Annotated in this window: 21 protein-coding genes; 10 read left to right on the top strand and 11 right to left on the bottom strand. The window is 61.6% G+C overall.

All coding sequences use genetic code 11. The features are described 5' to 3' along the window. Nucleotides 1-158: 158 nt before the first annotated feature. The 4 genes from ATY29_RS10845 to ATY29_RS10830 all read right to left on the bottom strand — a co-directional run bounded on the left by ATY29_RS10845 (nt 159) and on the right by ATY29_RS10830 (nt 4,503). The gene (locus ATY29_RS10845; RefSeq protein WP_003569111.1) at nt 159-947 is read right to left on the bottom strand and encodes an SDR family oxidoreductase; all 789 of its coding nucleotides are present in this window, start codon (nt 945-947) and stop codon (nt 159-161) included. 22 nt (nt 948-969) lie between these two features. Beyond that, nucleotides 970-2,448, bottom strand: a complete 1,479-nt coding sequence (locus ATY29_RS10840) for a sugar ABC transporter ATP-binding protein (protein ID WP_003569109.1) — start codon at nt 2,446-2,448, stop codon at nt 970-972. Nucleotides 2,449-2,474: 26 nt separating this feature from the next. Then, the gene (locus ATY29_RS10835; RefSeq protein WP_003569108.1) at nt 2,475-3,404 is read right to left on the bottom strand and encodes a sugar ABC transporter substrate-binding protein; all 930 of its coding nucleotides are present in this window, start codon (nt 3,402-3,404) and stop codon (nt 2,475-2,477) included. Nucleotides 3,405-3,522: 118 nt separating this feature from the next. Next, nucleotides 3,523-4,503, bottom strand: coding sequence for an ABC transporter permease (locus tag ATY29_RS10830; RefSeq protein ID WP_003569106.1), 981 nt, complete (start codon nt 4,501-4,503; stop codon nt 3,523-3,525). Nucleotides 4,504-4,715: 212 nt separating this feature from the next. On the opposite strand from ATY29_RS10830, the gene ATY29_RS10825 reads away from it, so the two are divergent. The 4 genes from ATY29_RS10825 (at nt 4,716) to ATY29_RS10810 (ending at nt 8,985) form a co-directional block, all read left to right on the top strand. Further along, nucleotides 4,716-5,525: a transketolase gene (locus ATY29_RS10825; RefSeq protein ID WP_025416342.1), complete on the top strand. Its 810-nt coding sequence runs from the start codon at nt 4,716-4,718 to the stop codon at nt 5,523-5,525. Continuing rightward, nucleotides 5,525-6,481, top strand: a complete 957-nt coding sequence (locus tag ATY29_RS10820; RefSeq protein WP_097532715.1) for a transketolase family protein — start codon at nt 5,525-5,527, stop codon at nt 6,479-6,481. The genes ATY29_RS10825 and ATY29_RS10820 overlap by 1 nt, the downstream gene beginning before the upstream one ends. A gap of 65 nt (nt 6,482-6,546) precedes the next feature. Continuing rightward, nucleotides 6,547-8,013, top strand: coding sequence for an FGGY family carbohydrate kinase (locus ATY29_RS10815; protein WP_097532714.1), 1,467 nt, complete (start codon nt 6,547-6,549; stop codon nt 8,011-8,013). 21 nt (nt 8,014-8,034) lie between these two features. After that, nucleotides 8,035-8,985, top strand: a complete 951-nt coding sequence (locus ATY29_RS10810; RefSeq protein WP_097532713.1) for a sugar-binding transcriptional regulator — start codon at nt 8,035-8,037, stop codon at nt 8,983-8,985. A gap of 24 nt (nt 8,986-9,009) precedes the next feature. Here ATY29_RS10810 and ATY29_RS10805 read toward each other — a convergent pair whose 3' ends face one another. The 3 genes from ATY29_RS10805 to ATY29_RS10795 are packed head-to-tail and all read right to left on the bottom strand — an operon-like array spanning nt 9,010 to nt 11,969. After that, nucleotides 9,010-9,762: an ABC transporter ATP-binding protein gene (locus ATY29_RS10805; RefSeq protein ID WP_097532712.1), complete on the bottom strand. Its 753-nt coding sequence runs from the start codon at nt 9,760-9,762 to the stop codon at nt 9,010-9,012. Continuing rightward, entirely contained in the window at nt 9,756-10,826 is a 1,071-nt protein-coding gene (locus ATY29_RS10800) for a FecCD family ABC transporter permease (protein ID WP_025416337.1), read from the bottom strand. Before ATY29_RS10800 ends, ATY29_RS10805 begins: the two co-directional genes overlap by 7 nt. Nucleotides 10,827-10,832: 6 nt before the next feature. Beyond that, nucleotides 10,833-11,969 carry an ABC transporter substrate-binding protein gene (locus ATY29_RS10795; RefSeq protein WP_097532711.1) on the bottom strand — a complete coding sequence of 379 codons (1,137 nt, stop codon included), beginning with the start codon at nt 11,967-11,969 and terminating at the stop codon, nt 10,833-10,835. Between the two features lie 115 nt (nt 11,970-12,084). On the opposite strand from ATY29_RS10795, the gene ATY29_RS10790 reads away from it, so the two are divergent. After that, the gene (locus ATY29_RS10790) at nt 12,085-12,870 is read left to right on the top strand and encodes a class I SAM-dependent methyltransferase (protein ID WP_097532710.1); all 786 of its coding nucleotides are present in this window, start codon (nt 12,085-12,087) and stop codon (nt 12,868-12,870) included. Nucleotides 12,871-13,112: 242 nt separating this feature from the next. Here ATY29_RS10790 and moaA read toward each other — a convergent pair whose 3' ends face one another. Further along, nucleotides 13,113-14,159, bottom strand: coding sequence for a GTP 3',8-cyclase MoaA (gene moaA / locus ATY29_RS10785; protein ID WP_097532822.1), 1,047 nt, complete (start codon nt 14,157-14,159; stop codon nt 13,113-13,115). A 136-nt stretch (nt 14,160-14,295) separates the two neighbouring features. Here moaA and ATY29_RS10780 point away from each other — a divergent pair, with 136 nt between their 5' ends. Both ATY29_RS10780 and ATY29_RS10775 read left to right on the top strand, forming a co-directional pair. Then, nucleotides 14,296-14,670, top strand: coding sequence for a gamma-butyrobetaine hydroxylase family protein (locus tag ATY29_RS10780; protein ID WP_037092429.1), 375 nt, complete (start codon nt 14,296-14,298; stop codon nt 14,668-14,670). A 35-nt stretch (nt 14,671-14,705) separates the two neighbouring features. Continuing rightward, nucleotides 14,706-15,893 carry a low temperature requirement protein A gene (locus ATY29_RS10775; RefSeq protein WP_097532709.1) on the top strand — a complete coding sequence of 396 codons (1,188 nt, stop codon included), beginning with the start codon at nt 14,706-14,708 and terminating at the stop codon, nt 15,891-15,893. Here ATY29_RS10775 and ATY29_RS10770 read toward each other — a convergent pair. After that, nucleotides 15,890-16,357, bottom strand: coding sequence for a MarR family winged helix-turn-helix transcriptional regulator (locus tag ATY29_RS10770; protein WP_003569092.1), 468 nt, complete (start codon nt 16,355-16,357; stop codon nt 15,890-15,892). The two genes, ATY29_RS10775 and ATY29_RS10770, sit on opposite strands and share 4 nt — an antisense overlap. Before the next feature lie 47 nt (nt 16,358-16,404). Here ATY29_RS10770 and ATY29_RS10765 point away from each other — a divergent pair, with 47 nt between their 5' ends. Both ATY29_RS10765 and ATY29_RS10760 read left to right on the top strand, forming a co-directional pair. After that, nucleotides 16,405-17,379 (top strand): alpha/beta hydrolase, encoded by a 975-nt coding sequence (locus ATY29_RS10765; RefSeq protein WP_097532708.1) that lies wholly within the window; start codon nt 16,405-16,407, stop codon nt 17,377-17,379. A gap of 36 nt (nt 17,380-17,415) precedes the next feature. Next, nucleotides 17,416-18,027: a pyridoxamine 5'-phosphate oxidase family protein gene (locus ATY29_RS10760; protein WP_025416330.1), complete on the top strand. Its 612-nt coding sequence runs from the start codon at nt 17,416-17,418 to the stop codon at nt 18,025-18,027. Nucleotides 18,028-18,051: 24 nt separating this feature from the next. Here ATY29_RS10760 and ATY29_RS10755 read toward each other — a convergent pair whose 3' ends face one another. Beyond that, entirely contained in the window at nt 18,052-19,119 is a 1,068-nt protein-coding gene (locus tag ATY29_RS10755; protein ID WP_003569089.1) for a GGDEF domain-containing protein, read from the bottom strand. A gap of 350 nt (nt 19,120-19,469) precedes the next feature. Here ATY29_RS10755 and ATY29_RS10750 point away from each other — a divergent pair, with 350 nt between their 5' ends. Next, nucleotides 19,470-19,649, top strand: a complete 180-nt coding sequence (locus ATY29_RS10750) for a hypothetical protein (protein ID WP_025416328.1) — start codon at nt 19,470-19,472, stop codon at nt 19,647-19,649. 33 nt (nt 19,650-19,682) lie between these two features. Here the strand turns inward: ATY29_RS10750 and ATY29_RS10745 are convergent, their stop codons facing one another. Further along, the gene (locus ATY29_RS10745) at nt 19,683-21,290 is read right to left on the bottom strand and encodes a fumarate hydratase (RefSeq protein WP_003569087.1); all 1,608 of its coding nucleotides are present in this window, start codon (nt 21,288-21,290) and stop codon (nt 19,683-19,685) included. Nucleotides 21,291-21,419 lie beyond the last annotated feature (129 nt).

Raw genomic sequence — 21,419 nt, 5'->3', positions numbered from 1 at the left:
AATCTGGGCGCGAGCACCCGTTCAATCGGCGCGAAGGGCGGGCGGACGGCGATATTGCACGCCGTCGCCCGTTGGTCCCTTCACCGCCTCGATCTCAGCCAGGGAGGAAGCGAGACCGTTCATTATTCCCATTGCCCGCAACGCGCTTTCTCATCGCATCACCAGCAGCAGAAGCCGCCGTCGACGAGAAGATCGACGCCGGTGACGAAACTTGCTGCATTCGAAAGCAAGAACACCGCCGGACCGACCATCTCGTCGACCGTCGCCATGCGCTGCATCGGCGTCTGCTCTTCGAAAAGCTTCGTCTGGTGGACCATCTCCGGACGGGTGTTCATCGGCGTTGCAGTATAGCCGGGGGAGATGGTGTTGACGCGAATGCCGCGGTCGACCCATTCCATCGCCATAGACTTCGACATATGGATGACGCCCGCCTTGGAGGCGTTGTAATGCGCCTGGCTCAGCCCCCGGTTTACGATCACACCCGACATGGAAGCGATGTTGACGATGGAGCCGCGTCCATTCTTCAACATGGCGCGGGCCTCGGCCTGGCAGGACAGGAATATGCCTTTGAGGTTGATATCCATCAGCGTCTGATACTGATCTTCCTCCATCTCTTCCGCCGGGTTGGCGTTGGCGATGCCGGCAGCGTTGACGGCGAGCGTCAGCGCGCCGAGATCTGCTTCGGTCCGTGCGACGGCATCTGCAAGAGAGGATTTGTTCGTGACGTCAGCCGCGATCTGGATCGAGCGGCGGCCGGCGGCGCTGATATGTTCAGCCGTCCTGGCCAGTCCGTCGTCGGACCGGCGGTCGAGCAGGGCCACGTCGGCGCCGCATTGTGCAAGGCCGATGGCAATGCGCTGCCCGATGCCGCTGCCGGCGCCGGTGACGATGGCCACCTGGCCGCTGAGATCGAAAAGCTTCGGGGCGTTCAGAGTGATGTCGGACACCGCTCTTCCTTTCTCTGTCTGTTTAGATTGTAGCCAGCTCCATGACCGAAACGTCATTTGCCTGGTCACGATTGAGGATCCCCGCCTGCTTGCCTTGCGCAAGCACGAGAATGCGATTGGAGACGCCGAGAACTTCCTCGAGGTCCGAGCTTACGACGATGACCGCCACGCCCTGTTTGGCGAGATTGACGATGATGTCGTAGATGCCGGCGCGGGCGCCGACGTCGATGCCTCTGGTCGGTTCGTCGAGCACGACGACCTTGGGATCGCGCATCAGCCACTTGGCGATCACCACCTTCTGCTGGTTGCCGCCTGACAGGTCCGAGGCGTATTGCTCGGCGCGGCCCTTGACGCCGAACTTGGCCACCGCCTTTTCCGCAAAGGAGCGCTTGACGCGCGGCGTAATCCAACCGCCACCCAGTTTGTCGAGATTGGCGTAGATAATGTTCTCGCTGATCCGGTGCCCGACGATCAGACCCTGCTCCTTGCGGTCTTCCGGAACCATCACGATGCCCTTGGCGATGGCGTCCGCCGGGTCGCGCAGCCTGAGTTCCTCGCCTTCCAGCTTGATCGAACCGGCGCTGATCGGATCTGCACCCGAAATTGCACGCACCAACTCGGTGCGGCCGGCGCCGACCAAGCCGGCAATTCCGAGAATTTCGCCGGCCCGCACCTCGAAGGTAACGTCACGGAACGAGTCGTCCGGCGAGCTCAGGCCGGACACTTGAAGGACCGGACGATCTGTCGGAACGGGCAGGGTGGGGAACAAGCGGTCAAGCGGGCGTCCGACCATGCTCTCGACAATCGTTCGCACCGGGGTCGCGCTGTCTGAGAATTCCTGCACGCGCTCGCCGTCGCGAAGAACGATGATGCGGTCGGTGATCTGCTTGATCTCTTCCATGCGGTGGGAAATGTAGACGATGCCGACGCCTTCCGAGCGAAGCTTGCGAACCTGTTCGAAGAGAGCTTGGGTCTCCGCGCCGCCAAGGGCGGCTGTCGGCTCATCAAGGATCAGGAGCTTTGCGTTGAGAGCAAGCGCCTTGGCGATCTCGATGAGTTGCTGATTTGCGGTGGAAAGGCCGGCGACCGTCCGTGTTGCGGGTATGTGAAGGTTCAAGCGGGCGAGCTGGTCCTGGGCCCGGCGAACCATCTGGGCACGGTCGACGGCGCCGTTCTTCATCGGCCAGCGTCCGATGAAGACGTTTTCAGCGATCGACAGCTGCGGCAGCAGCTGCAGTTCCTGGTGGATCAGGACAACGCCCTTGTCGATCGCTTCCCTTGGGGTGGCCGGGGCATAAGGCTGCCCCAGCCATGTCATCGATCCTTCGGACGGCGTGCGTGACCCGGCGATGATGCCGGAGAGCGTTGACTTGCCCGCTCCGTTTTCACCGAGAAGTGCAACCACTTCACCCGGATAGACGTCCAAGCTCACATCCTTCAGAACCTGGAGTGGCCCATACCACTTGGATATGCCCCTCAGGGAAAGAACGGGATCAGTCACGGCACACCTCCTATAGACCTACTTTATCAGGGATGGTTGGCGATGAAGCCTGCGACGTTTTCCTTGGTTGTCAGCGTGGCATCCATGAGCTGGACCGGCGGCACCTTTTCTCCGGCGACAAGCTTGGCGGCATTTTCAACCGCATCGCGGCCCATCTTCTGGGTCTGCTGCGTGGCGGTCACGTTGAAGACACCCTTGCTGAGGGCTTCGAGCGCTGCGGTATCGCCATCGAAGCCGCCGACCACGATCTTCTGTGACGGGTTGGCGACCTTGATTGCCTGGGCGGCGCCAAGGGCGAGACCATCGGCCTGTGCGAACACGATCGAAACGTCCGGGTTAGCCTGCAGCATATTCTGCATGATCTGGAAGCCTTCGTCCTGACTCCAGATGTTGGAGAACTGCTCGGCAACGACCTTGACATCCGGATATGCCTTGAGGGATTCAGCGCAGCCCTTGGAGCGATCGACTTCTGGTGTCGTGCCCTTCTGGCCATGGATGATGACCATCTTACCCTTGCCGCCGGCTTCCTTTAGGATGTAGTCGCAGACGGCCTTGGCTGACGCGACCGAATCCGTTGCCAGGAACGTATCGCCCGGTGCTCCTTCGGCGTTGCGGTCAACGTTTACGACCGGGATGCCGGCGCTCTTGGCGAGCTTGACCGGAACGGTCGCAGCCGCCGCACCGGCCGGAATGTAGATCAGCGCGTCGATTTTCTGGGTGAGGAGGTCCTGGATCTGGTTGACCTGCGTCGGCCCGTCGCCCTTGGCGTCGACCGTGATGACTTCGATGCCGCGCTTCTTGGCTTCGGCCTCGACCGATTGCTTGATCTGGTTGAAGAAGTTTGCCTGAAGGTTGGCAACGGCGAGGCCCAGCTTCTTCAGTTCCGCCGCGTGTACGGGACCGAGCATGAGACCGAGCAGTGCAGCAGACGCGAGCATGGTGCGCGCTATTTTCATTGTATTTTCCTCCGTTGTTTGATGGAACCCTCGGGTATGTCCTCCCCCTCGGGGTAATCATCCGCTCCGATTTCCCGGGGCGGAATTCCGAGCCCGCCAGTGCGGCGGACCCCGCTCGTCAGGCGCGACGCCGACGAATGGTTTCCGCGCCGACCGCAAGCACGATGACGATGCCGATGATCACCTGCTGAAGGAACGGCGAGACGTTGAGAAGATTGAGACCGTTGCGAAGCACACCGATGATCAGAACGCCGATCAGCGTACCGCCGATGCCGCCAGCGCCGCCGGAGAGCGACGTGCCGCCGATGACGACCGCAGCGATGGTGTCCAGTTCATAGCCCAGACCGCTAGATGGCTGGACTGAATCCAGCCGGGCGGCGAGCACGACGCCGGCAAGGCCTGCAAGGACGGCACTCATGATATAGACGCTGATCGTCACCAGCGGGACGTTGATGCCGGCCAGGCGCGCGACTTCGGAGTTTCCGCCCACCGCATAGAGCATGCGGCCTTCGGACCGGAAGTGCAGGAAAAGCCAGGCCGCAAGAACTACCGCCAGCATCAGAAAGACCGTGGCTGTCATGACGCCGAAATGGCGATCGATCGCCAGCATCATGAACCAATCGGGGAAACCGACGATCTGCTGGCCGTCCGTGATCATGTTTGCAACGCCGCGGGCGGCCGACATCATTGCCAGAGTGGCGATAAAGGCCGGAACCCTGAACTGCGTCACCAGAAGTCCGACGATGAGGCCCGATACCGCCGAAGCGATCAGCGCAAAGGCGATCCCGACCGGCAGCGGCAGGCCGGCGACGTTGGCAGTCCAGCCCATGACCATCATCGCCAGCGCGAGCGCCGAGCCGACGGAGAGATCGATGCCGCCGATCAGGATGACGAAGGTCATTCCGACTGCCATGATGCCGAGAACGGTAATCTGATCGAGGATGTTGAGGCCGTTTCGAACCGATAGAAACGTGTCTGTGCTGACGCTCAGAAAGACGCACAGCACGAGCAGTCCGACGAGGGGGCCGGTCGCTCCCTTGAGCTTGCTCAACCACGCACCGGACGAAAGCCTGTGTTCATTGATATCGAGCGCCACCATTGCTCCTCCCTCTGCGTAGGCCTGTATTCCGATATTCGTTCGGGCTAGAATATTTATTCATGCCTGCTGGAAAATTCATTAACAAGTTGCTTTCAAGCTGTCAACAAGATTTCGTTTGGTACATGTTCGTGGTACTTAGCATAATGGGCTTGACTAATCGGCTTCTTGTGCAAAAATATTGAGTAGTGAATATTTATGCACGCGAGGAATCGATGGATACGACAGAACTTGAGCGCATCGCCCGCGAGATCCGATTGCGCGATCTTCAGGCGGTCTTTGAAGCGGGTGCCGGCCATATTGGCGGAGAGATGTCGGTCATCGACATTTTGACGGCGCTCTATTTTCGTGTGCTGAATGTCTGGCCGGATCAGCCGAAACATCCCGACCGCGACAGGTTCGTTCTTTCAAAGGGTCATACGGCGTGTGCTCTGTATGTGACGCTCGCAAAACGCGGCTTCATCCCGGAGGAGGAGATCTCCACCTTCCTGCAGCCGCATTCGAGACTGAACGGGCATCCGAACTGCAACAAGGTTCCGGGCGTCGAAACAAACACCGGGCCGCTCGGCCATGGTCTTCCGGTCGCAATCGGAATGGCGAAAGCCGCGAAGCTCTCGGGCGCTCAATATCACACCTATGTCGTCACCGGCGACGGTGAGATGCAGGAGGGCTCCAACTGGGAAGCGATCATGGCGGCCGCGCAGTTCAAGCTCGATAATCTGACGCTGGTCATCGACCACAACAGGTTCCAGCAGGGCGCAGCGCTGGCCGAAACCAACGATCTCGCGCCGCTTCGTCCGAAGCTCGAAGCCTTCGACTGGGAAGTCACCGAGATCAACGGCAACGCCATGAGCGAAATCGTCCCTGCTCTCGAACACCGGGGGGCAAGGCCGCATTGCATCGTCGCCCATACCAACAAGGGCCATGGAATCTCGTTCATGCAGGACCGGGTCGACTGGCACCACAAGGTGCCGAGCAAAGAACAATACGAAATCGCATTGGCAGAATTGTCGGAGGCACTGTAATGAACGCGCCAATCAACCCACCCAAGCTCTATGATTGCCGCGACGCATTCGCCGCCACGTTGGAGCGGCTGGCAACTGAAAACGAGAAGATCGTTGCCGTCTGCAACGACTCCGTCGGTTCCTCCAAGCTCGGCGGCTTCAAGGCGAAGTTTGGAGAGCGCCTCGTCAATGTCGGCATCGCAGAGCAGAACATGGTTGGCGTCGGAGCAGGCCTCGCCAATGGCGGACGGCTTCCGTTCGTCTGCGCCGCCGCGCCGTTTCTGACGGGGCGGTCGCTCGAGCAGATCAAGGCCGACATTTCCTACTCGAACGCCAACGTCAAGCTGGTGGGCATTTCCTCCGGCATGGCCTATGGCGAACTCGGTCCGACACACCACTCGATCGAAGATTTCGCCTGGACGCGGGTCCTGCCCAATCTCCCGGTCATTGCGCCTTGTGACCGCATCGAAACCGCTGCTGCCGTTGCCTGGGCCGCGAGTTATGACGGGCCTTGTTTCCTGCGCCTGTCACGGGTCGGCGTGCCCGACCTGCTTCCGGAAGGCCACAAGTTCGAACTTGGCAAGGCGAATCTCCTTCGCCAGGGGTCCGACGTCACCCTGATCGCCAACGGCACTTTGACCCATCGAATCTTGAAGGCTGCCGAAATCCTTGAAGAACGCGGTATCAATGCCAGGGTACTCAATCTTGCAACGGTTCGTCCGATCGATGAAGAGGCTATCATCACCGCGGCCAGGGAAACCGGCGCGATCGTCACGGCCGAAGAGCATTCGATCTTCGGCGGGCTCGGCTCAGCCGTCGCCGAAGTGGTGGTCGATAATGCTCCAGTCCCGATGAAGCGTCTCGGCGTTCCCGGCGTCTACGCGCCCACCGGTTCGGCAGAGTTCCTGCTCGACGAATTCGGGATGGCGCCGTCGGCAATCGCCGACGCCGCGCAGTCGCTGATCAAGCGCAAGTAACTGGGATCATGAGCGGCTGATACGCTTTTGCCGTTTCGGCCGTCACCTGATCCGGGGAGGATAGAATGCGGGCAATTCTGGCAATCGACCAGGGCACGACCAATTCAAAGGCAGTTCTGGTTTCCGAGAAGGGAGAAATCGTCGGCAGAGGTTCGGCACCTGTCGGCATCTCCTATCCGAAGCCGGGCTGGGTCGAACAAGACCCGCGCCGGCTCTACGCATCGGTCTGCGAAGCGGTTGATGCCTGCCTGAAGGCCGGCCCCGATGTGACGATCGAGGCCGTGGCCATTTCCAACCAGCGCGAGTCCGTCACCGCCTGGGACGCCGACACGGGGGAGGCGCTTGGACCGGTGGTCAGCTGGCAGTGCCGCCGAACGGCGCAGGATTGCGAACGTCTCGTTGCCGAAGGGCACCTTGACCGGGTGCAGGCGCTCACCGGCCTGCCATTGGATCCGATGTTTCCGGGTTCGAAATTCCGCTGGCTGCTCGACCGTATTGCGGCCTCGCGATCGGTGCGGCTGGGAACGATCGACAGCTGGCTGATCCACTGCCTGACGGGCGGGCGCCGGCATGCCTGCGACGCTTCGAACGCCGCCAGGAGCCAGTTGTTCGATCTCAGGGAGCAGAGATGGAGCGAGGAGCTCGGCGCAATCTTCGGCGTCGATATCGCGCTGCTGCCCGAGGTGCTCGACAGCTCCGCCGATTTCGGCAGAACGCAAGGGTTGCCGGGGGTGCCTGACGGTACTCCCATCATGGCCGCGATCGGCGACAGCCACGCCGCCCTGTTCGGTCACGGAGCCTTCAAGCCGGGCGACGGCAAGGTGACCTTCGGGACCGGCTCCTCGGTCATGACGACGCTTTCGCACTTCATTCCCCCACGCAACGGCGTCACAACAACCGTCGCATGGCGTATCGGGGGCAAGCCGACTTTTGCTTTCGAAGGCAATATTCTCGTTTGTGCCGCCAGTCTTCCGTGGATGGCCGATATTCTCGGCCTTGCGGATGTGGCGGCGCTTGTCGAACTTGCGGCGAGCGCCGAGCCCGGCGGGCCCGGCTTTGTGCCGGCATTCGTGGGACTGGGGGCGCCTTACTGGAATGCCGATGCCCGTGCCCTGTTCTCCCAGATCAACTTCAACACGACACGTGCGCAAATGGCCCGGTCGGTGACCGACTCTATCGCCTTCCAGGTGCATGATGTGATTGCGGCCATGCGGACGCAGAGCGGCGGCGCGCTCGGCGCGCTCTATGTGGATGGCGGACCGAGCCAGAACCGCTTCCTGATGCAATGTGTCGCCAACCTCATCGAGCACCCCGTGATCCAGTGCGAAGCACCCGAGGCCTCGGCTCTGGGCGCTGCCTATCTGGCCGGGCTGTCACTCGGCTTGTGGCGCGATCTCGGCATTGTCGCGGAGCTGCCGCGAAACACTGCGATCATCGAGCCGCAAGCCGTCGATCGCGCGGGACTTTTCGATAGCTGGAATGATGCGCTCGCCCGCTCGACGTCCCGCGAAACAAAGGCTAAAGGTGAATAAAAATTCACTCTGGGATTAGCGATGACTCGCCTCAACGAACTCCGTCTCATGTCAAGGGTCGCCCAGATGTACCACATCGAGGGACGGCGACAGGCGGAGATCGCAGAGCACCTTCGACTGTCGCAGGCGACGGTGTCGCGCATGCTGAAGCGCGCCGAGGCTGAAGATATCGTCAGAACCAGCGTGATCCCTCCCGTCGGCACCTATAGCGAACTCGAGGGCGCGCTTCGCCAGAAATACGATCTGCCCGAGGCGGTCGTCGTCGAGTGTACGGAAGACCGGGACGGCGCCATCATGGCCCGTATCGGAGAGGCAGCGGCTCATCTCCTGGAGGTGACGCTTTCGCCAGGGGAGATCATCGGCGTTTCCAGCTGGAGCCAGACCATTTTCAAGATGGTCGAGAATATCCATCCTTCGAAGAGCGCTCAGGTGAAGTACGTCGTCCAGACCCTCGGAGGCATGGGCGATCCTTCGGTGCAGACGCATGCGACGCAGTTGACCACGCGGCTTGCACGGCTGACCGGCGCCGAGCCGAAACTGCTGCCGGTGCAGGGTGTTACGACATCAAGAGAGGCAAAACTTCTGATGCAGGCCGACCCGTTCGTCCGCGAGACGATGGACCTCTTTGGCAGCATAACGCTGGCGATCGTCGGCATCGGCGCTGTCGAACCGTCCGAGCTTCTCGCGCGCTCCGGCAACATTTTTTCGTCTCGCGAACTCTCCGATCTCGCAGAAGCGGGCGCCGTCGGCGACATCTCGCTTCGCTTCTTCGATAAGAACGGCAAGCCGGTCAAGACACCGCTGGATGATCGGGTCATCGGGCTTCCGCTCGAGGATCTCGAACGGGTCGACCGGGTGATTGCCCTTGCCGGCGGGTCCAAAAAGACCGACGCGATCGCCGGTGCGCTCCGCGTCGGGGTGATCGACATGCTTGTGACCGACAAGTTTACCGCGCAGCGGTTGATCGACTGACGGGGTGGGGTGGTTTGGTCGGCCTCAATGCGCCGTCCCATCCACGATCACATGATCATGGTCCAGCGAGCATTTCTCGATCCGGGCTTCGACCCTGTAGATCTCCCGCAGCATCTCCGCCGTGACCACATCTCTCGGCGCGCCGCAGGCGCGCATGCGGCCGTTGGCGATGACCAGAACCTTGTCGGCGAAGCGCAGCGCCTGGTTGAGGTCGTGGATGGCGATCAGGACGAGCATGCCTTTGGCGCGCGCTCGGCGGCGCATGAAATCAAGGACTTCAACCTGGCGGTGGAGATCGAGGGCGCTTGTGGGTTCGTCCATCAGCATGATTTCGGGCTCGCGCACCAGCGCCTGGGCGATCGAGACGAGCTGGCGCTGGCCGCCGGAGAGCGCGCCGAGATCGCGGAAGGCGATGGCGGTGATATCAAGCGCTGCCATGATCTCGTCGATGAAGTTGAGGTCGCTGTCGCCGACGGCCCAGGATTGGCCCTGCTTGCGGGCGAGCAGGATAGATTCGTAGACGGTCAGCACCGCATTGGCCGAGGTATCCTGCGGCATGTAACTGATGGCGTTTTTCGCCTTCGAACCTTCGACGACGACATGGCCGGGGCCCTTGAGCAGGCCGGTGATGCGCTTGAAGAGCGTCGACTTGCCGGCGGCGTTCGGGCCGATCACCGCGACGAGTTCACCGGATGTCATCACCGGCGTCGTCACGTCTTCGACGAAGAGCTTGCGGCCGTGATAGGCGCCGACCGACCGCAACTGAAGCGCTACCATGACCGGCTCCTGTTCGAGAGGATGAGCGAGAAGAAGAAGGGCACGCCGACCAGCGCGGTAATGATACCGATCGGGAAGACGACGCCGGGGATGATCGACTTCGAAACGATCGAGGTCAGCGACAGCAGCAGCGCGCCCGAGAGGATCGAGCCCGGCAGGAAGAAGCGCTGGTCCTCGCCGAGAATCATGCGCGCAATGTGCGGCCCGACGAGGCCGACGAAGCCGATCGTGCCGACGAAGCTCACCGGCACCGCGGCCAGCAGCGAGACGACGAGCATGGTTTCCAGCCGGATGCGGCGGACATTGACGCCGAAGCTTGCCGCCTTGTCTTCACCGAGACGGATGGCGGTCAGCGCCCAGGCATTGCGGGCAAAGAGCGGAAGGGCAGCCAGCAGCACGGCGAGCGTCACCCAGATCTTCGGCCAGGTGGCCTTGGTGAGGCTGCCCATGGTCCAGAAGACGACTGAAGACAGCGCCTGTTCTGAGGCCAGATATTGCAGGAAGGCGAGGGCGGCATTGAAGGTGAAAACCAGGGCGATGCCGAGCAGCACCACCGTCTGCACCGAGACGCCGCGGGCCTGCGAGACGAAATGGATGAAGAGCGTGGCGATCAGCGCCATGATGAAGGCGTTGACCGGCACCAGCAGGCCGGCCGCGACGGGCAGAAGCGGAACGCTGGTGACGATCGCCAGGGCCGCACCGAAGCTTGCCGCCGCCGAAATGCCTAAGGTGAAGGGGCTGGCGAGCGGATTGGCGAGAATGGTCTGCATCTGCGCGCCGGCGACGGAGAGCGAGGCGCCGACGACGATCGCCATGACGGCGACCGGCATGCGGATATCCCAGACGACGGCGCGGATCTGATCCGAAACCGAAGACGGGTCGAGGAGGGCGGAGACGACCTCGCCGAGACTATAGCGGGCCGGCCCCCAGGCGAGATCGACGGCGAAGGACAGGCAGAGCGCTGCCGTCATGGCGAAAAGGATCAGCAGCTTGCGCCGGGCGAGGGCGCGGTAGCGCTCCCTCCCGGCTTCCACGTCGATCGAATGTGCGGCGATCTCGGCCATTGCCATTTACTGTCCGGCCTTGGCGTCGACCCAGTAACCCGGCTGATAGGCGACCGGCAGGAATTTTTCGTGGAATTCCTTGAAGGTGGCATCGGGGTCGAGATCGGCAAACAGGTTCGGGTGGAACCATCTGGCGAGCTGCTGGACGGCGACGAACTGGTAGGGGCTGGTGTAGAACTGGTGCCAGATCGCATGGACATTGCCGCCGGCGACCGCCTTGGAGCCGGTGAAGGCCGGGTTTTCCATCAGCGTGATCAGCGCCTTGCGGCTGTCGCCGAGGGTGGCTGTGGCATTCGGGCCGACATTGACGAAATCCCTGGCATCCTTGGTCTGGCTCCAGTTGGAACCGGTGACGACGATGACCTCGGGATTGGAGGCGACGACCTGTTCGGCATTGATGGAGCCGGTGTAACCGGGCAGGAAATCGGAGCCGAGATTGTGGCCGCCGGCCAAATCGACCATCAGGCCGAAATTGTCGGGACCGAAGGTACCGCAGCATTCGACCAGGCCGGCGGCGCGATACATGAAAACGTTCGGCTTCGGCGGGTTGGCGGTCTTCAGCCTGTCGGTGACGCGCGCCATCTGCGCTTTCCAGAAGCTGGCGACGGCTTCGGCGCGGTCCTCATGGCCGAAGAGCTTGCCGAGGATCTTCAGGCTCGGTTCGGTGTTGGCGAGAATATGCTCGCGGAAATCGATGTAGACGATCTTGACGCCGATGCCGGAGAGCATGTCCTCGAGCTTCACTTCGTCGGCGGCGGTCTTGTTGCCGATCGGCAGCAGCAGCACGTCCGGGTGAAGCTTGACGACCGTTTCGGTCTGCAGCGTGCCGTCGGTCAGGTTGCCGAGGAAGGGCAGGTCCTTACCCTTCGGAAACTTTGCGACATAGGCGTTGAAGCCATCCTTGTCGGTGGTCCAGAGATCGTTGCGCCAGCCGACGATCTTGGCGAAGGGATCGTCCTTCTCGATCGGCGCGACGGCATAGAGCATGCGGCCTTCCCCAAGGATCACACGCTCGACCGGCTTGTCGAAGGTCACTTCGCGGCCTGCCACATCCTTGATGGTGAAGGATTGGGCGAGGGCCGAAAGCGGCATTAAGCTCGCAAGCGCAGCTGCGGAGACTGCGAGCATTTTCACGATATTCATCTGGAAATTCCCCTGACGTCTGAATAATGTCCGCAGGCATAAGAAATATGACTTTGTGAATCAAGTTATATGTTTTAGAGCATTTCCAAACTGATGCCATGCCGGGGTGCCTGCGATGAATTCCATGAACACGAACTACTCCATCCGCGACGAGATCCGCGATTTCTGGTCGGAACGGGCTGATACCTTCGACCAGAGCGTCGGCCATGAAATCTTCTCCGAAGCGGAGCGGAAGGGCTGGCAGCGGCTGATCAGAAAACATCTCGGCGAGGGGCAGGGACGTCCGCTGCTCGATCTCGCCTGCGGCACCGCCGTCATTTCGCATCTGATGCATGATGTCGGCTTCAAGGTCACCGGGCTCGACTGGTCGGATGCGATGCTGGCGCAGGCGCGTGCCAAGGCGAAGAAGCGCGGTACCGATATCCGCTTCGTTTCCGGCGATGCTGAAAACACCATGGAGCCGAAGGACAGCTACGACGCCATCACCAACCGGCATCTCGTCTGGACGCTGGTGGACCCGGCTTCCGCCTTCAAGGAATGGTTTTCGGTGCTGAAGCCGGGCGGCAAGGTGCTGATCGTCGACGGCAATATGGGCCGGGAGACCTGGGTGAAGAGCCTGCAGAAGTTTTGGACGAAGGTGACGGGCAAGCCGGCGGCAAGCCATATGTCAGCTGACATGATGGCGCGGCACCAGAGCATCCGTTCCCGCGTGCACTTTGCCAACGAGATGCCGGCCGAGGCGATCGTCGATCTTCTGCGCCAGGCCGGTTTCGTGGATATCGTGGTCGATCGCAAGCTTGGCGACATTCATTGGGCGCAGGCGCGCAAGATGCCGTTTCTGCGCGGGCTGGAGCGGATGGTGCAGGAGCGGTTTGCGATTTGTGCGCGTAAGCCGGGGTGATGGCAAAGACCCGTCCTGTGGTGGTAGCGTTCCCTATGTTCTACGCAGAAATTTAGCGCCGGGCGTCACCCCAACCACCCTCATTCCTGTGACGAGCACAGGAATGAGGGAGGGTGGGGTAGGTGTTCTCGCCAACTTGCACGCAGAGTTCGATTGCGGCCTGGCCCTTCGCTTGGGCTCAGGGCGTTCGACGCTGCGATCGATTCACCGGATCGATCGCTCCCGCGTCGCGGGACCGCGTCTCACCCCCCGGTGACACTCATATGCCGGGCCACGGCCGGCCTGTTATGCGTGCGATCGATGATGAAGTCGTGGCCCTTTGGTTTGCGGGTGATGGCTTCGTCGATGGCAGTATGGAGGAGGGCGTCGTCTTCGGTGGCGCGCAGGGCGGAACGCAGGTCGGCGGCGTCGTTCTGGCCGAGGCACATATAGAGCGTGCCGGTGCAGGTGAGGCGGACGCGGTTGCAGCTCTCGCAGAAATTATGGGTCATCGGCGTGATGAAGCCGAGGCGGCCGCCGGTTTCGGTGACCCTGACATAACGGGCCGGGCCGCCGGTCTGGTAATCGATATCCGTCAAAGTGAACTGCTTCTCCAGATCGGCGCGCAGCTTCGAGAGCGGCAGGTACTGGTCGGTACGGTCTTCTTCGATCTCGCCCATCGGCATGGTTTCGATGACGGTCAAGTCCATGCCGCGGCCATGGGCGAAGCGCAGGAGGTCGGGCATCTCGGCGTCATTGAAATCCTTGAGCGCCACCGCATTGAGCTTGATTTTCAACCCCGCCTTTTGCGCGGCGTCGATGCCTTCCATGACCTTGGCGAAATCGCCCCAGCGGGTGATCTTGCGGAATTTGTCGGGATCGAGCGTATCGAGCGAAACGTTGATGCGGCGCACGCCGCAATCATAAAGCTCCTCGGCATGGCGGGCGAGCTGCGAACCATTGGTGGTCAGCGTCAGCTCCTCGAGGCCGGAGCCGATCTTTTCGCCGAGCTGGCGAACCAGATACATGATGTTCTTGCGCACCAGGGGCTCACCGCCGGTCAGCCTGATCTTGCGCACGCCCTTGGCGATAAAGGCGGAACAGAGCCGGTCGAGCTCTTCCAGCGTCAACAGGTCCTTCTTCGGCAGGAAGGTCATGTTTTCGGCCATGCAATAGGTGCAGCGGAAATCGCAGCGGTCGGTGACGGAGACGCGGAGATAGGTGACGGCCCGGCCGAAGGGGTCGATCATCGGATGCGCATCCGCCGCCAGTGGCGATGCAGCGCCTATCGTTCCAACTCTGGTGTTCACCTGTATCTCCGTGCTCTCTTCAATGTGGGCATATGCTATTGTCGCGTCAAGGGAAACAGGCTGCGCGCGCATTCCAATTTCAGCTTGCGCTGAAAAAGATCAGCGCCTACTCCTCGCATGAGAAGAGGACAAAATGATGAGCGATATCTGGCCGAGCGAACTCCGCGTCTCGAAAGACAGGCAGCGGCTGGTGGTGACCTTCAACGACGGCCAGAGTTATGACCTTTCGGCTGAGATGCTGCGCGTGCTGTCGCCCTCGGCCGAAGTGCAGGGGCATGGGCCGGGGCAGAAGGTGACGGTGCCGGGCAAGCGCAATGTCGCGATCATTTCGATGATGCCGACCGGCAATTACGCGGTCAGGATCGGCTTCGACGACATGCACGATACCGGCATCTACACCTGGACCTATCTGCGCGAACTCGGCGAACGAGGCGCTGAGCTTTTTTCTGCCTATGAGGACGAGCTCAGGGGAAAGGGCATGAGCCGCGACACGGCGGAAAAGCCGCGCTGACTTCACGCTGAAATTTTATAAATATCGGGGGCGATATGACGAAAACGGGAAAAAACTGGCTGCGCGCCAAGGGGAGTGCCAGCGGCAGCAAGGTGACCTTCCTCGAGCTGTTCTTCGACCTGGTCTTCGTCTTTTCGATCTCGCAGCTTTCGCACGCGCTCGCCGCCCACTATACGCCGCTTGGTGCTGTAGAAGCGGCGCTGATGACCTTTGCCGTCTGGTGGATTTGGATCTTCACCACCTGGGTGACGAACTGGCTCGATCCCGACAAGATGCCGGTGCGCGGCATGCTGGTGGCGCTGATGATGCTCGGGCTGCTCCTGTCAGCCTCGATTCCCGAGGCTTTCGGCGACAAGGGGCTGCTGTTTGCCGGCGCCTATGTGGCGATGCAGGTCGGGCGATCGCTGTTTGCGACCTATGCGATGACGCGCGTCGACCGCGCCAATACGCTGAATTTCATCCGCATCACCACATGGCTCGTGGTGGCCGGCGTCTTCTGGATTGCCGGCGGGCTGCTCGAGCATGAGGCCCGACTGATCGCCTGGGTGATCGCGCTCGCCATCGAATATGCGGGGCCGGCTGCCGGGTTTGCCGTGCCCGGGCTCGGGCGCTCGAGGCCAAGCGACTGGGATGTTTCCGGCGCGCATATGGCCGAGCGCTGCGCGCTCTTCGTCATCATCTGCCTCGGCGAGGCGATCCTTGTTTCCGGCCGCACCTTTTCGGAGCTGCCGGTTTCGGGACTGACCGGCATCGTCTTCGTCACCGGTTTCGTCGGCACGGTCGCCATGTGGTGGCTGTATTTCCGCTTCGGCCACCAGCGCGCCGCCCACCGCATCGAACATGAGGCAACGCCGGGGAGCTTAGCGCGGCAGGCCTTCACCTATGGTCATATCCCGATTCTCGCCGGCATCATCGTGCATGCGGTGGCGGTCGAATTCATGTTCTCGCATCCGCACGAGACCGGCGATCTCGGCATTGCCGCGGCGGTGCTCGGCGGCTCCGGCCTGTTCCTGATCGGCAATCTCTGGTTCAAGGGCGCGACCAGCGGCCAGCTGCCGCTGTCGCATCTCGCCGGCCTCGTTTTGCTGATCCTGTTCGCCTTCGCGGCGCCCTTCATCCAGATCTATCTGCTGGGCATTCTGGCGACGCTGGTGCTGATCATCGTCGCCGCCTGGGAATACCGCTCGCTGACGGGTACGGCGGCAGCTCCGACGCTGCATTAATCATCGTCGCGCAGATCCTCGAGCAGTGTCGCGATGATGCGCTCCATCGAGGTGGCGGTCGCCATGCATTGTTCGATCGGCTCGTCGGAGAGCGTGCGTTCGATGAGATCGGTCTGGATCGCCATCGCCGCCTCGGTCAGCCTGCGGCCTTCGCCGGTGAGATAGAGGCGCAGCACGCGCTTGTCGCGTGCGTCGCCGCGCCGCTCGATCAGCCGACGTTTTTCCATCTGCGGCAGCAGCATGCTCATATTGGAGCGGCCGACCAGCAGCTTGCGCGCCAGCTCCTGCTGCGAGATGCCTTCGAAACGATAGAGGTTGACGAGAATGTCGAGGTGCGGCGGCTTGATGTCGAGATCGGCAAGCGAGCGGGACAGTGACTGCTGCATCAGTTGGCAGGCGCGCGCCACCGCAATCCAGCTGCGAAAACGCGGATGATCCCAGGGAAGGGATTGATTTTTGTTCATCGTTGTACTTTATTGTTCAGTGTTGAACAGTCTTTTGGATTCTCACTATGGCAAATTTTGCGCTTGAGGTCACCCGCCTCGGCTTTTCGGTTCTGCAGGCGATTTCGGCTGATCTGGCGGGCAGGGCGGCATTCCGGCTGTTCTGCCGCACACCATCGCCGCGGCCGAAGGGAGAGAAAGCGAAGGCGGCGCATGCCGCCGGCGCAGCCCGGCTTGCCGGCGCCGAGCGCTTCACCCTCAGGCTTGCCGGCGGCGCCAAAGCCCATGCCTATCGGCTGAACGGCGGAGCGATCGGTCAGCGCAAGCGCTATCTCGTCACGCATGGTTGGGGCTCGAGCGCCGTCTACATGGCCGAGCTGATTTCGATGCTTTCGGCAACGGGTGCCGAGGTGGTGGCGCTCGATTTTCCCGGCCACGGGCGGGCGGGCGGACGCTTTCTGCATATGGGGCTTGCGGTCGGGGCGATTGCGGCGGCCGAGCAGCGCTTCGGTGCATTCGATGCGGTCATCGGCCATTCCTTCGGCGGGGCGGCGCTGATGGTCTCGGCGGCGGGGCTGCTGCCCGGCGTGCCGCCTGTCACCTCAGAGCGACTGGTGCTGATCGGCGCGCCGAGCGAAATGGCCTGGCTGTTTGCCGATTTCGGCAGGATGATGGGCCTTCGCCCTGCCGCGCAGGCGGCGCTGGAGAAGAAAGTTCATCGGGTCACCGGTCGGAGACTCGAGGAGTTCGACGCCGGCAAAACCGCCGGCGCGATCGGCCGGCCGGTGCTGGTCATTCATGCCGAGGACGATAAGGAGGTGTCGCCGGCCCATGCCAGGCGTTATGGTGCGGCGGGTCCGCGCGTGCGACTGCTATGGGCGAACGGCTTCGGCCACCGGCGCATCGTCGCGGCGGCCCCCGTGCTCGGCGCGATCGCGGCATTTCTCGAAGGCGGCGTGGACGTGGAAGCCGGCGAAAGCATCAAAAAAGATGCTGCAATCATTCCGCTTTTTGAGCTTCCGGCAAGGCGCGCGGCATTGTAGCGTCCGTCCCGATATCAAGCCGCGGCGGGACGCCTCATGAAAATCATCAGCAGCATCGAAGAGCTCAATACGATCTATGGCGCCGGGCTGTCGCCGGCCTCCCTCACCAAGGTGACCAAACAATTGACCCCGCTCTATCGTGAGATGATCGAGATCTCGCCTTTTGCCGCATTGGCGACCGTCGGGCCCGAGGGGCTCGACTGTTCGCCGCGCGGCGATCTCGGCGGGGTGGTGCGCGTCGTCGACGACGAAACGCTGCATCTGCCGGACTGGCGCGGCAACAACCGCGTCGATTCACTCTCCAACATCGTACGCGATCCCAGGCTTGCGCTGATGTTCCTGATCCCCGGCTCGAACACGACGATGCGCATCAACGGCCGCGGCGTCGTCTCGGACGACGAGGCGCTGCTTTCGAGTTTCGAGATGGACGGCAAACATCCGCGCACCGTCGTGGTGATTTCGATCGACGAGGTCTATTTCCAATGCGCGCGGGCGGTGATGCGGGCAGAGCTGTGGAATGCGGAACGCTTCGCCGATCCGGCAGGCCTGCCGACGCCGGGACAGATGCTGAAGGCCGCCGTCGGCGATTTCGATCAGGAGACCTACGACCGGGAATGGCCGGGACGCGCGGCGAAGACGATGTGGTAAAACCGCCCGTGGCGCGGAATTGCCTCAGCTCTTGTAGATCAGCCAGCTTTTGGTGAAATCCTTTTGCATGCCGTCCTGATAGAGGATGGTGCAGTTGCGGCCGGCATTCTTGGCGCCGTAAAGGGCGATGTCGGTCTTGCTGTAGAGTTCGCCGGCATCTTCGGCGCTGGAGGCCATGCAGATGCCGATCGAGACGGTGATCGGGCCGTAGTTCACCCGCGTGCGGGAATTCTTGAACGGGGTTGTTTCCAGCGTGCGGCGGATGCGCTCGGCGATCGCCGTGATTTCCTCCGGTGTATTGCCGTCAATGATGAGGGCGAATTCCTCGCCGCCGGCGCGGGCGACGAAGACGTCGCGCCGGACGTTGCTGCGGATGACGGAGGCGACGGTGGCGAGGATCTTGTCGCCGACCGGATGGCCGTAGGTGTCGTTGATCTTCTTGAAGTTGTCGATGTCGGCGAGCAGCAGCGCCGTTACCGGCCGCATGCCCGGATTGTTGAAGACGGCGGCAAGGCGCTCGTCGAAAGCGCGGCGGTTGGAAAGGCGCGTCAGCGAATCGGTGTTGGCGATGCGCTTGTATTCGTCGAGTTCCTTGCGGACCTGATCCATCTCCTGCGAGCGCTGGACGACGTCCTCGACGGTGCGTTCGCCATGCGCCATGGTGTCGCCGGTCGCCTGGCTCAAAAGTTCGATGGCGTTTTCGATCAGCTCGACGCTGGCATTGCTCTTCGAGGTGATGCGCTTATGCGTCTCGCCGAGCAGTCTTGTGTAGCTTTCCAGCGAGCTCTGCTCCTGTCTCAGGACCCGCAGCAGGCCATCCAGTTCGCCTGATATGCGGCTATGAGCGTCGTCGACGACACGGGCCGGATTGCTGGTGAAATATTGCGCCCCGAGCGCGTCGAGTTCGGCTTGCGTCGCCTGGGCACCGAGTGCGGCGAGCTCGCGGGTGAGCGCCGGATTCGAGCCGATATAGGCTTCGTAGAAGAGTTCGTAATTGCGCGGTATCGGCGCAACGCCCATCGAGCGCATGGCATAGGTGATCTGGCCCGCGACATCGGGAACCTGCACCTTGGGCGCGACAGCCGTATTCATCCGGCGATACTCCTCATATATTCGAAGGCAATATTTTAGTTGTTAGCTTAAATTCCTTGGGAAAAGATTAAAGCGACATATACCAAAGATTACATAAGACAACTTCGCAAGGCGGCAATACTTCAATCAGGCCTATGATTTTCCACCGGAAAACGTATTTTTAGCGGGACAATGCATGCCCGCTGAACGGGAACGTATGTCTGAAAAACTTACAGTTCTTCTCTGTGTTTGGGACGTATTTATCTTGTCGACATTTGGTTTTGGCCGTCAGGTATTTCAGAATGGGTATTTTGCAACGATACTTCCCGACCGCGGTCCCGGTCGCAGCCTGCAAATTCAGGCGTGAAATCATGGAATCGTCTCTCCATATTTCTTTCGCGATCCTCACCATCGCCGTCATGACCGTAAGCGTCTTGCTGCTGGAGCATAGCGGCGTCCTCGCCCGCGCTTTCCGGACGGAAATCCTGGCGAGGGTCGATGACGGTGACGTGGTGAAGGCGGCGGATATTTCGAACGCAGCGCTGCGGTAGAAAATCGGCCGGGTTTCGGATGGCGCCTGCCAATTACCCCAGGTTCAATTCCTGGAAGAAGTCATTGCCCTTGTCGTCGATGACAATGAAGGCGGGGAAGTCTTCGACCTCGATCTTCCAGACCGCTTCCATGCCGAGTTCGGGATATTCCAACACTTCGACCTTGCGGATACAGTCCTGGGCGAGACGGGCGGCGGGTCCGCCGATCGAACCGAGGTAGAAGCCGCCATGTTTCTTGCAGGCCTCGCGCACGGCGCGCGAACGGTTGCCCTTGGCGAGCATCACCATCGAACCGCCGAAGGACTGGAACTGGTCGACGTAACTATCCATGCGGCCGGCGGTCGTCGGGCCGAAGGAGCCGGAGGCGTAACCGGCCGGCGTCTTGGCGGGACCGGCGTAATAGACCGGGTGGTTTTTGAGGTATTCGGGCATGCCTTCGCCTTTTTCCAGCCGCTCGCGGATCTTGGCATGGGCAAGATCGCGGGCGACGATGATGGTGCCGGTCAGCGACAGGCGCGTCTTGACCGGATGCCTCGACAGCTCGGCAAGCACTTCGGCAATCGGCTGGTTGAGATCGATATGGACGGTCGACTCCGACAGTTTCGCCTCGTCGATCTCGGGCAGGTATTTCGACGGATCGCTTTCCAACTGCTCGATGAAGATGCCGTCGCGGGTGATCTTGCCCTTGGCCTGGCGGTCGGCGGAACAGGAGACGCCGAGGCCGATCGGCAGCGAGGCGCCGTGGCGGGGCAGGCGGATGACACGCACATCGTGACAGAAATACTTGCCGCCGAACTGGGCGCCGACGCCCATCTGCTGCGTCAGCTTGTGGATTTCCTTCTCCATCTCGATGTCGCGGAAGGCGTGGCCGCTCTCGGACCCTTCGGTCGGCAGCTCGTCGAGATAGCGGGTCGAGGCGAGCTTCACGGTTTTCAGGTTCATCTCGGCCGAGGTGCCGCCGATGACGATCGCCAGATGGTAGGGCGGACAGGCCGCCGTCCCCAACGTCAGGATCTTCTCCTTAAGGAAGTCGATCATCCGGTCGTGGGTCAGCAACGAAGGCGTGCCCTGATAGAGAAAGGTCTTGTTGGCCGAGCCGCCGCCCTTGGCGACGAAGAGGAATTCGTAGGCGTCGGTACCTTCCTCATAGATGTCGATCTGGGCCGGCAGGTTGTTCTTGGTATTCTTCTCTTCGAACATTTTGACCGGCGCCAGCTGGGAGTAACGCAGGTTCTTCTTCTCATAGGCATCCATGACGCCGCGGGCAAGCGCTGCCGTATCGCCGCCCTCGGTCCAGACCCGGCGGCCCTTCTTGCCCATGATGATCGCCGTGCCGGTATCCTGGCACATGGGCAGCACGCCGCCGGCGGCGATATTGGCGTTCTTCAGTAGGTCGTAGGCGACGAAGCGGTCATTGTCCGTTGCCTCGGGGTCATCGAGGATCAAGGCGAGCTGCTTCAGGTGGCCGGGGCGCAGCAGGTGGTTGATATCGACAAAGGCAGCTTCGGCAAGCAGGCGGATGCCTTCCGGCTCGACCGTCAGGATTTCCTGGCCCTTGAATGTGTCGACCGAGACGTGGTCATCGCTGATCTTGCGATAGGGGGTGTTGTCCTTGCCGAGCGGGAAGAGATCGTCAGCCATCGAAGTGACCTTTCTGGTGGGCGTGCGTCGCTAAATTGGAACCCGTCTAAATCCGGAGCGCAGTAAATGCAATCTGGATGCGGCGGAGTCTGGAGTTGGAGCTATGTCCGTGCCCCATTTTGCTGTCGC

Origin of the sequence: Rhizobium hidalgonense (assembly GCF_002914525.1) — a bacterium.
Lineage (GTDB): Bacteria > Pseudomonadota > Alphaproteobacteria > Rhizobiales > Rhizobiaceae > Rhizobium > Rhizobium hidalgonense.
This window is presented reverse-complemented; position numbering and strand designations above follow the sequence as displayed.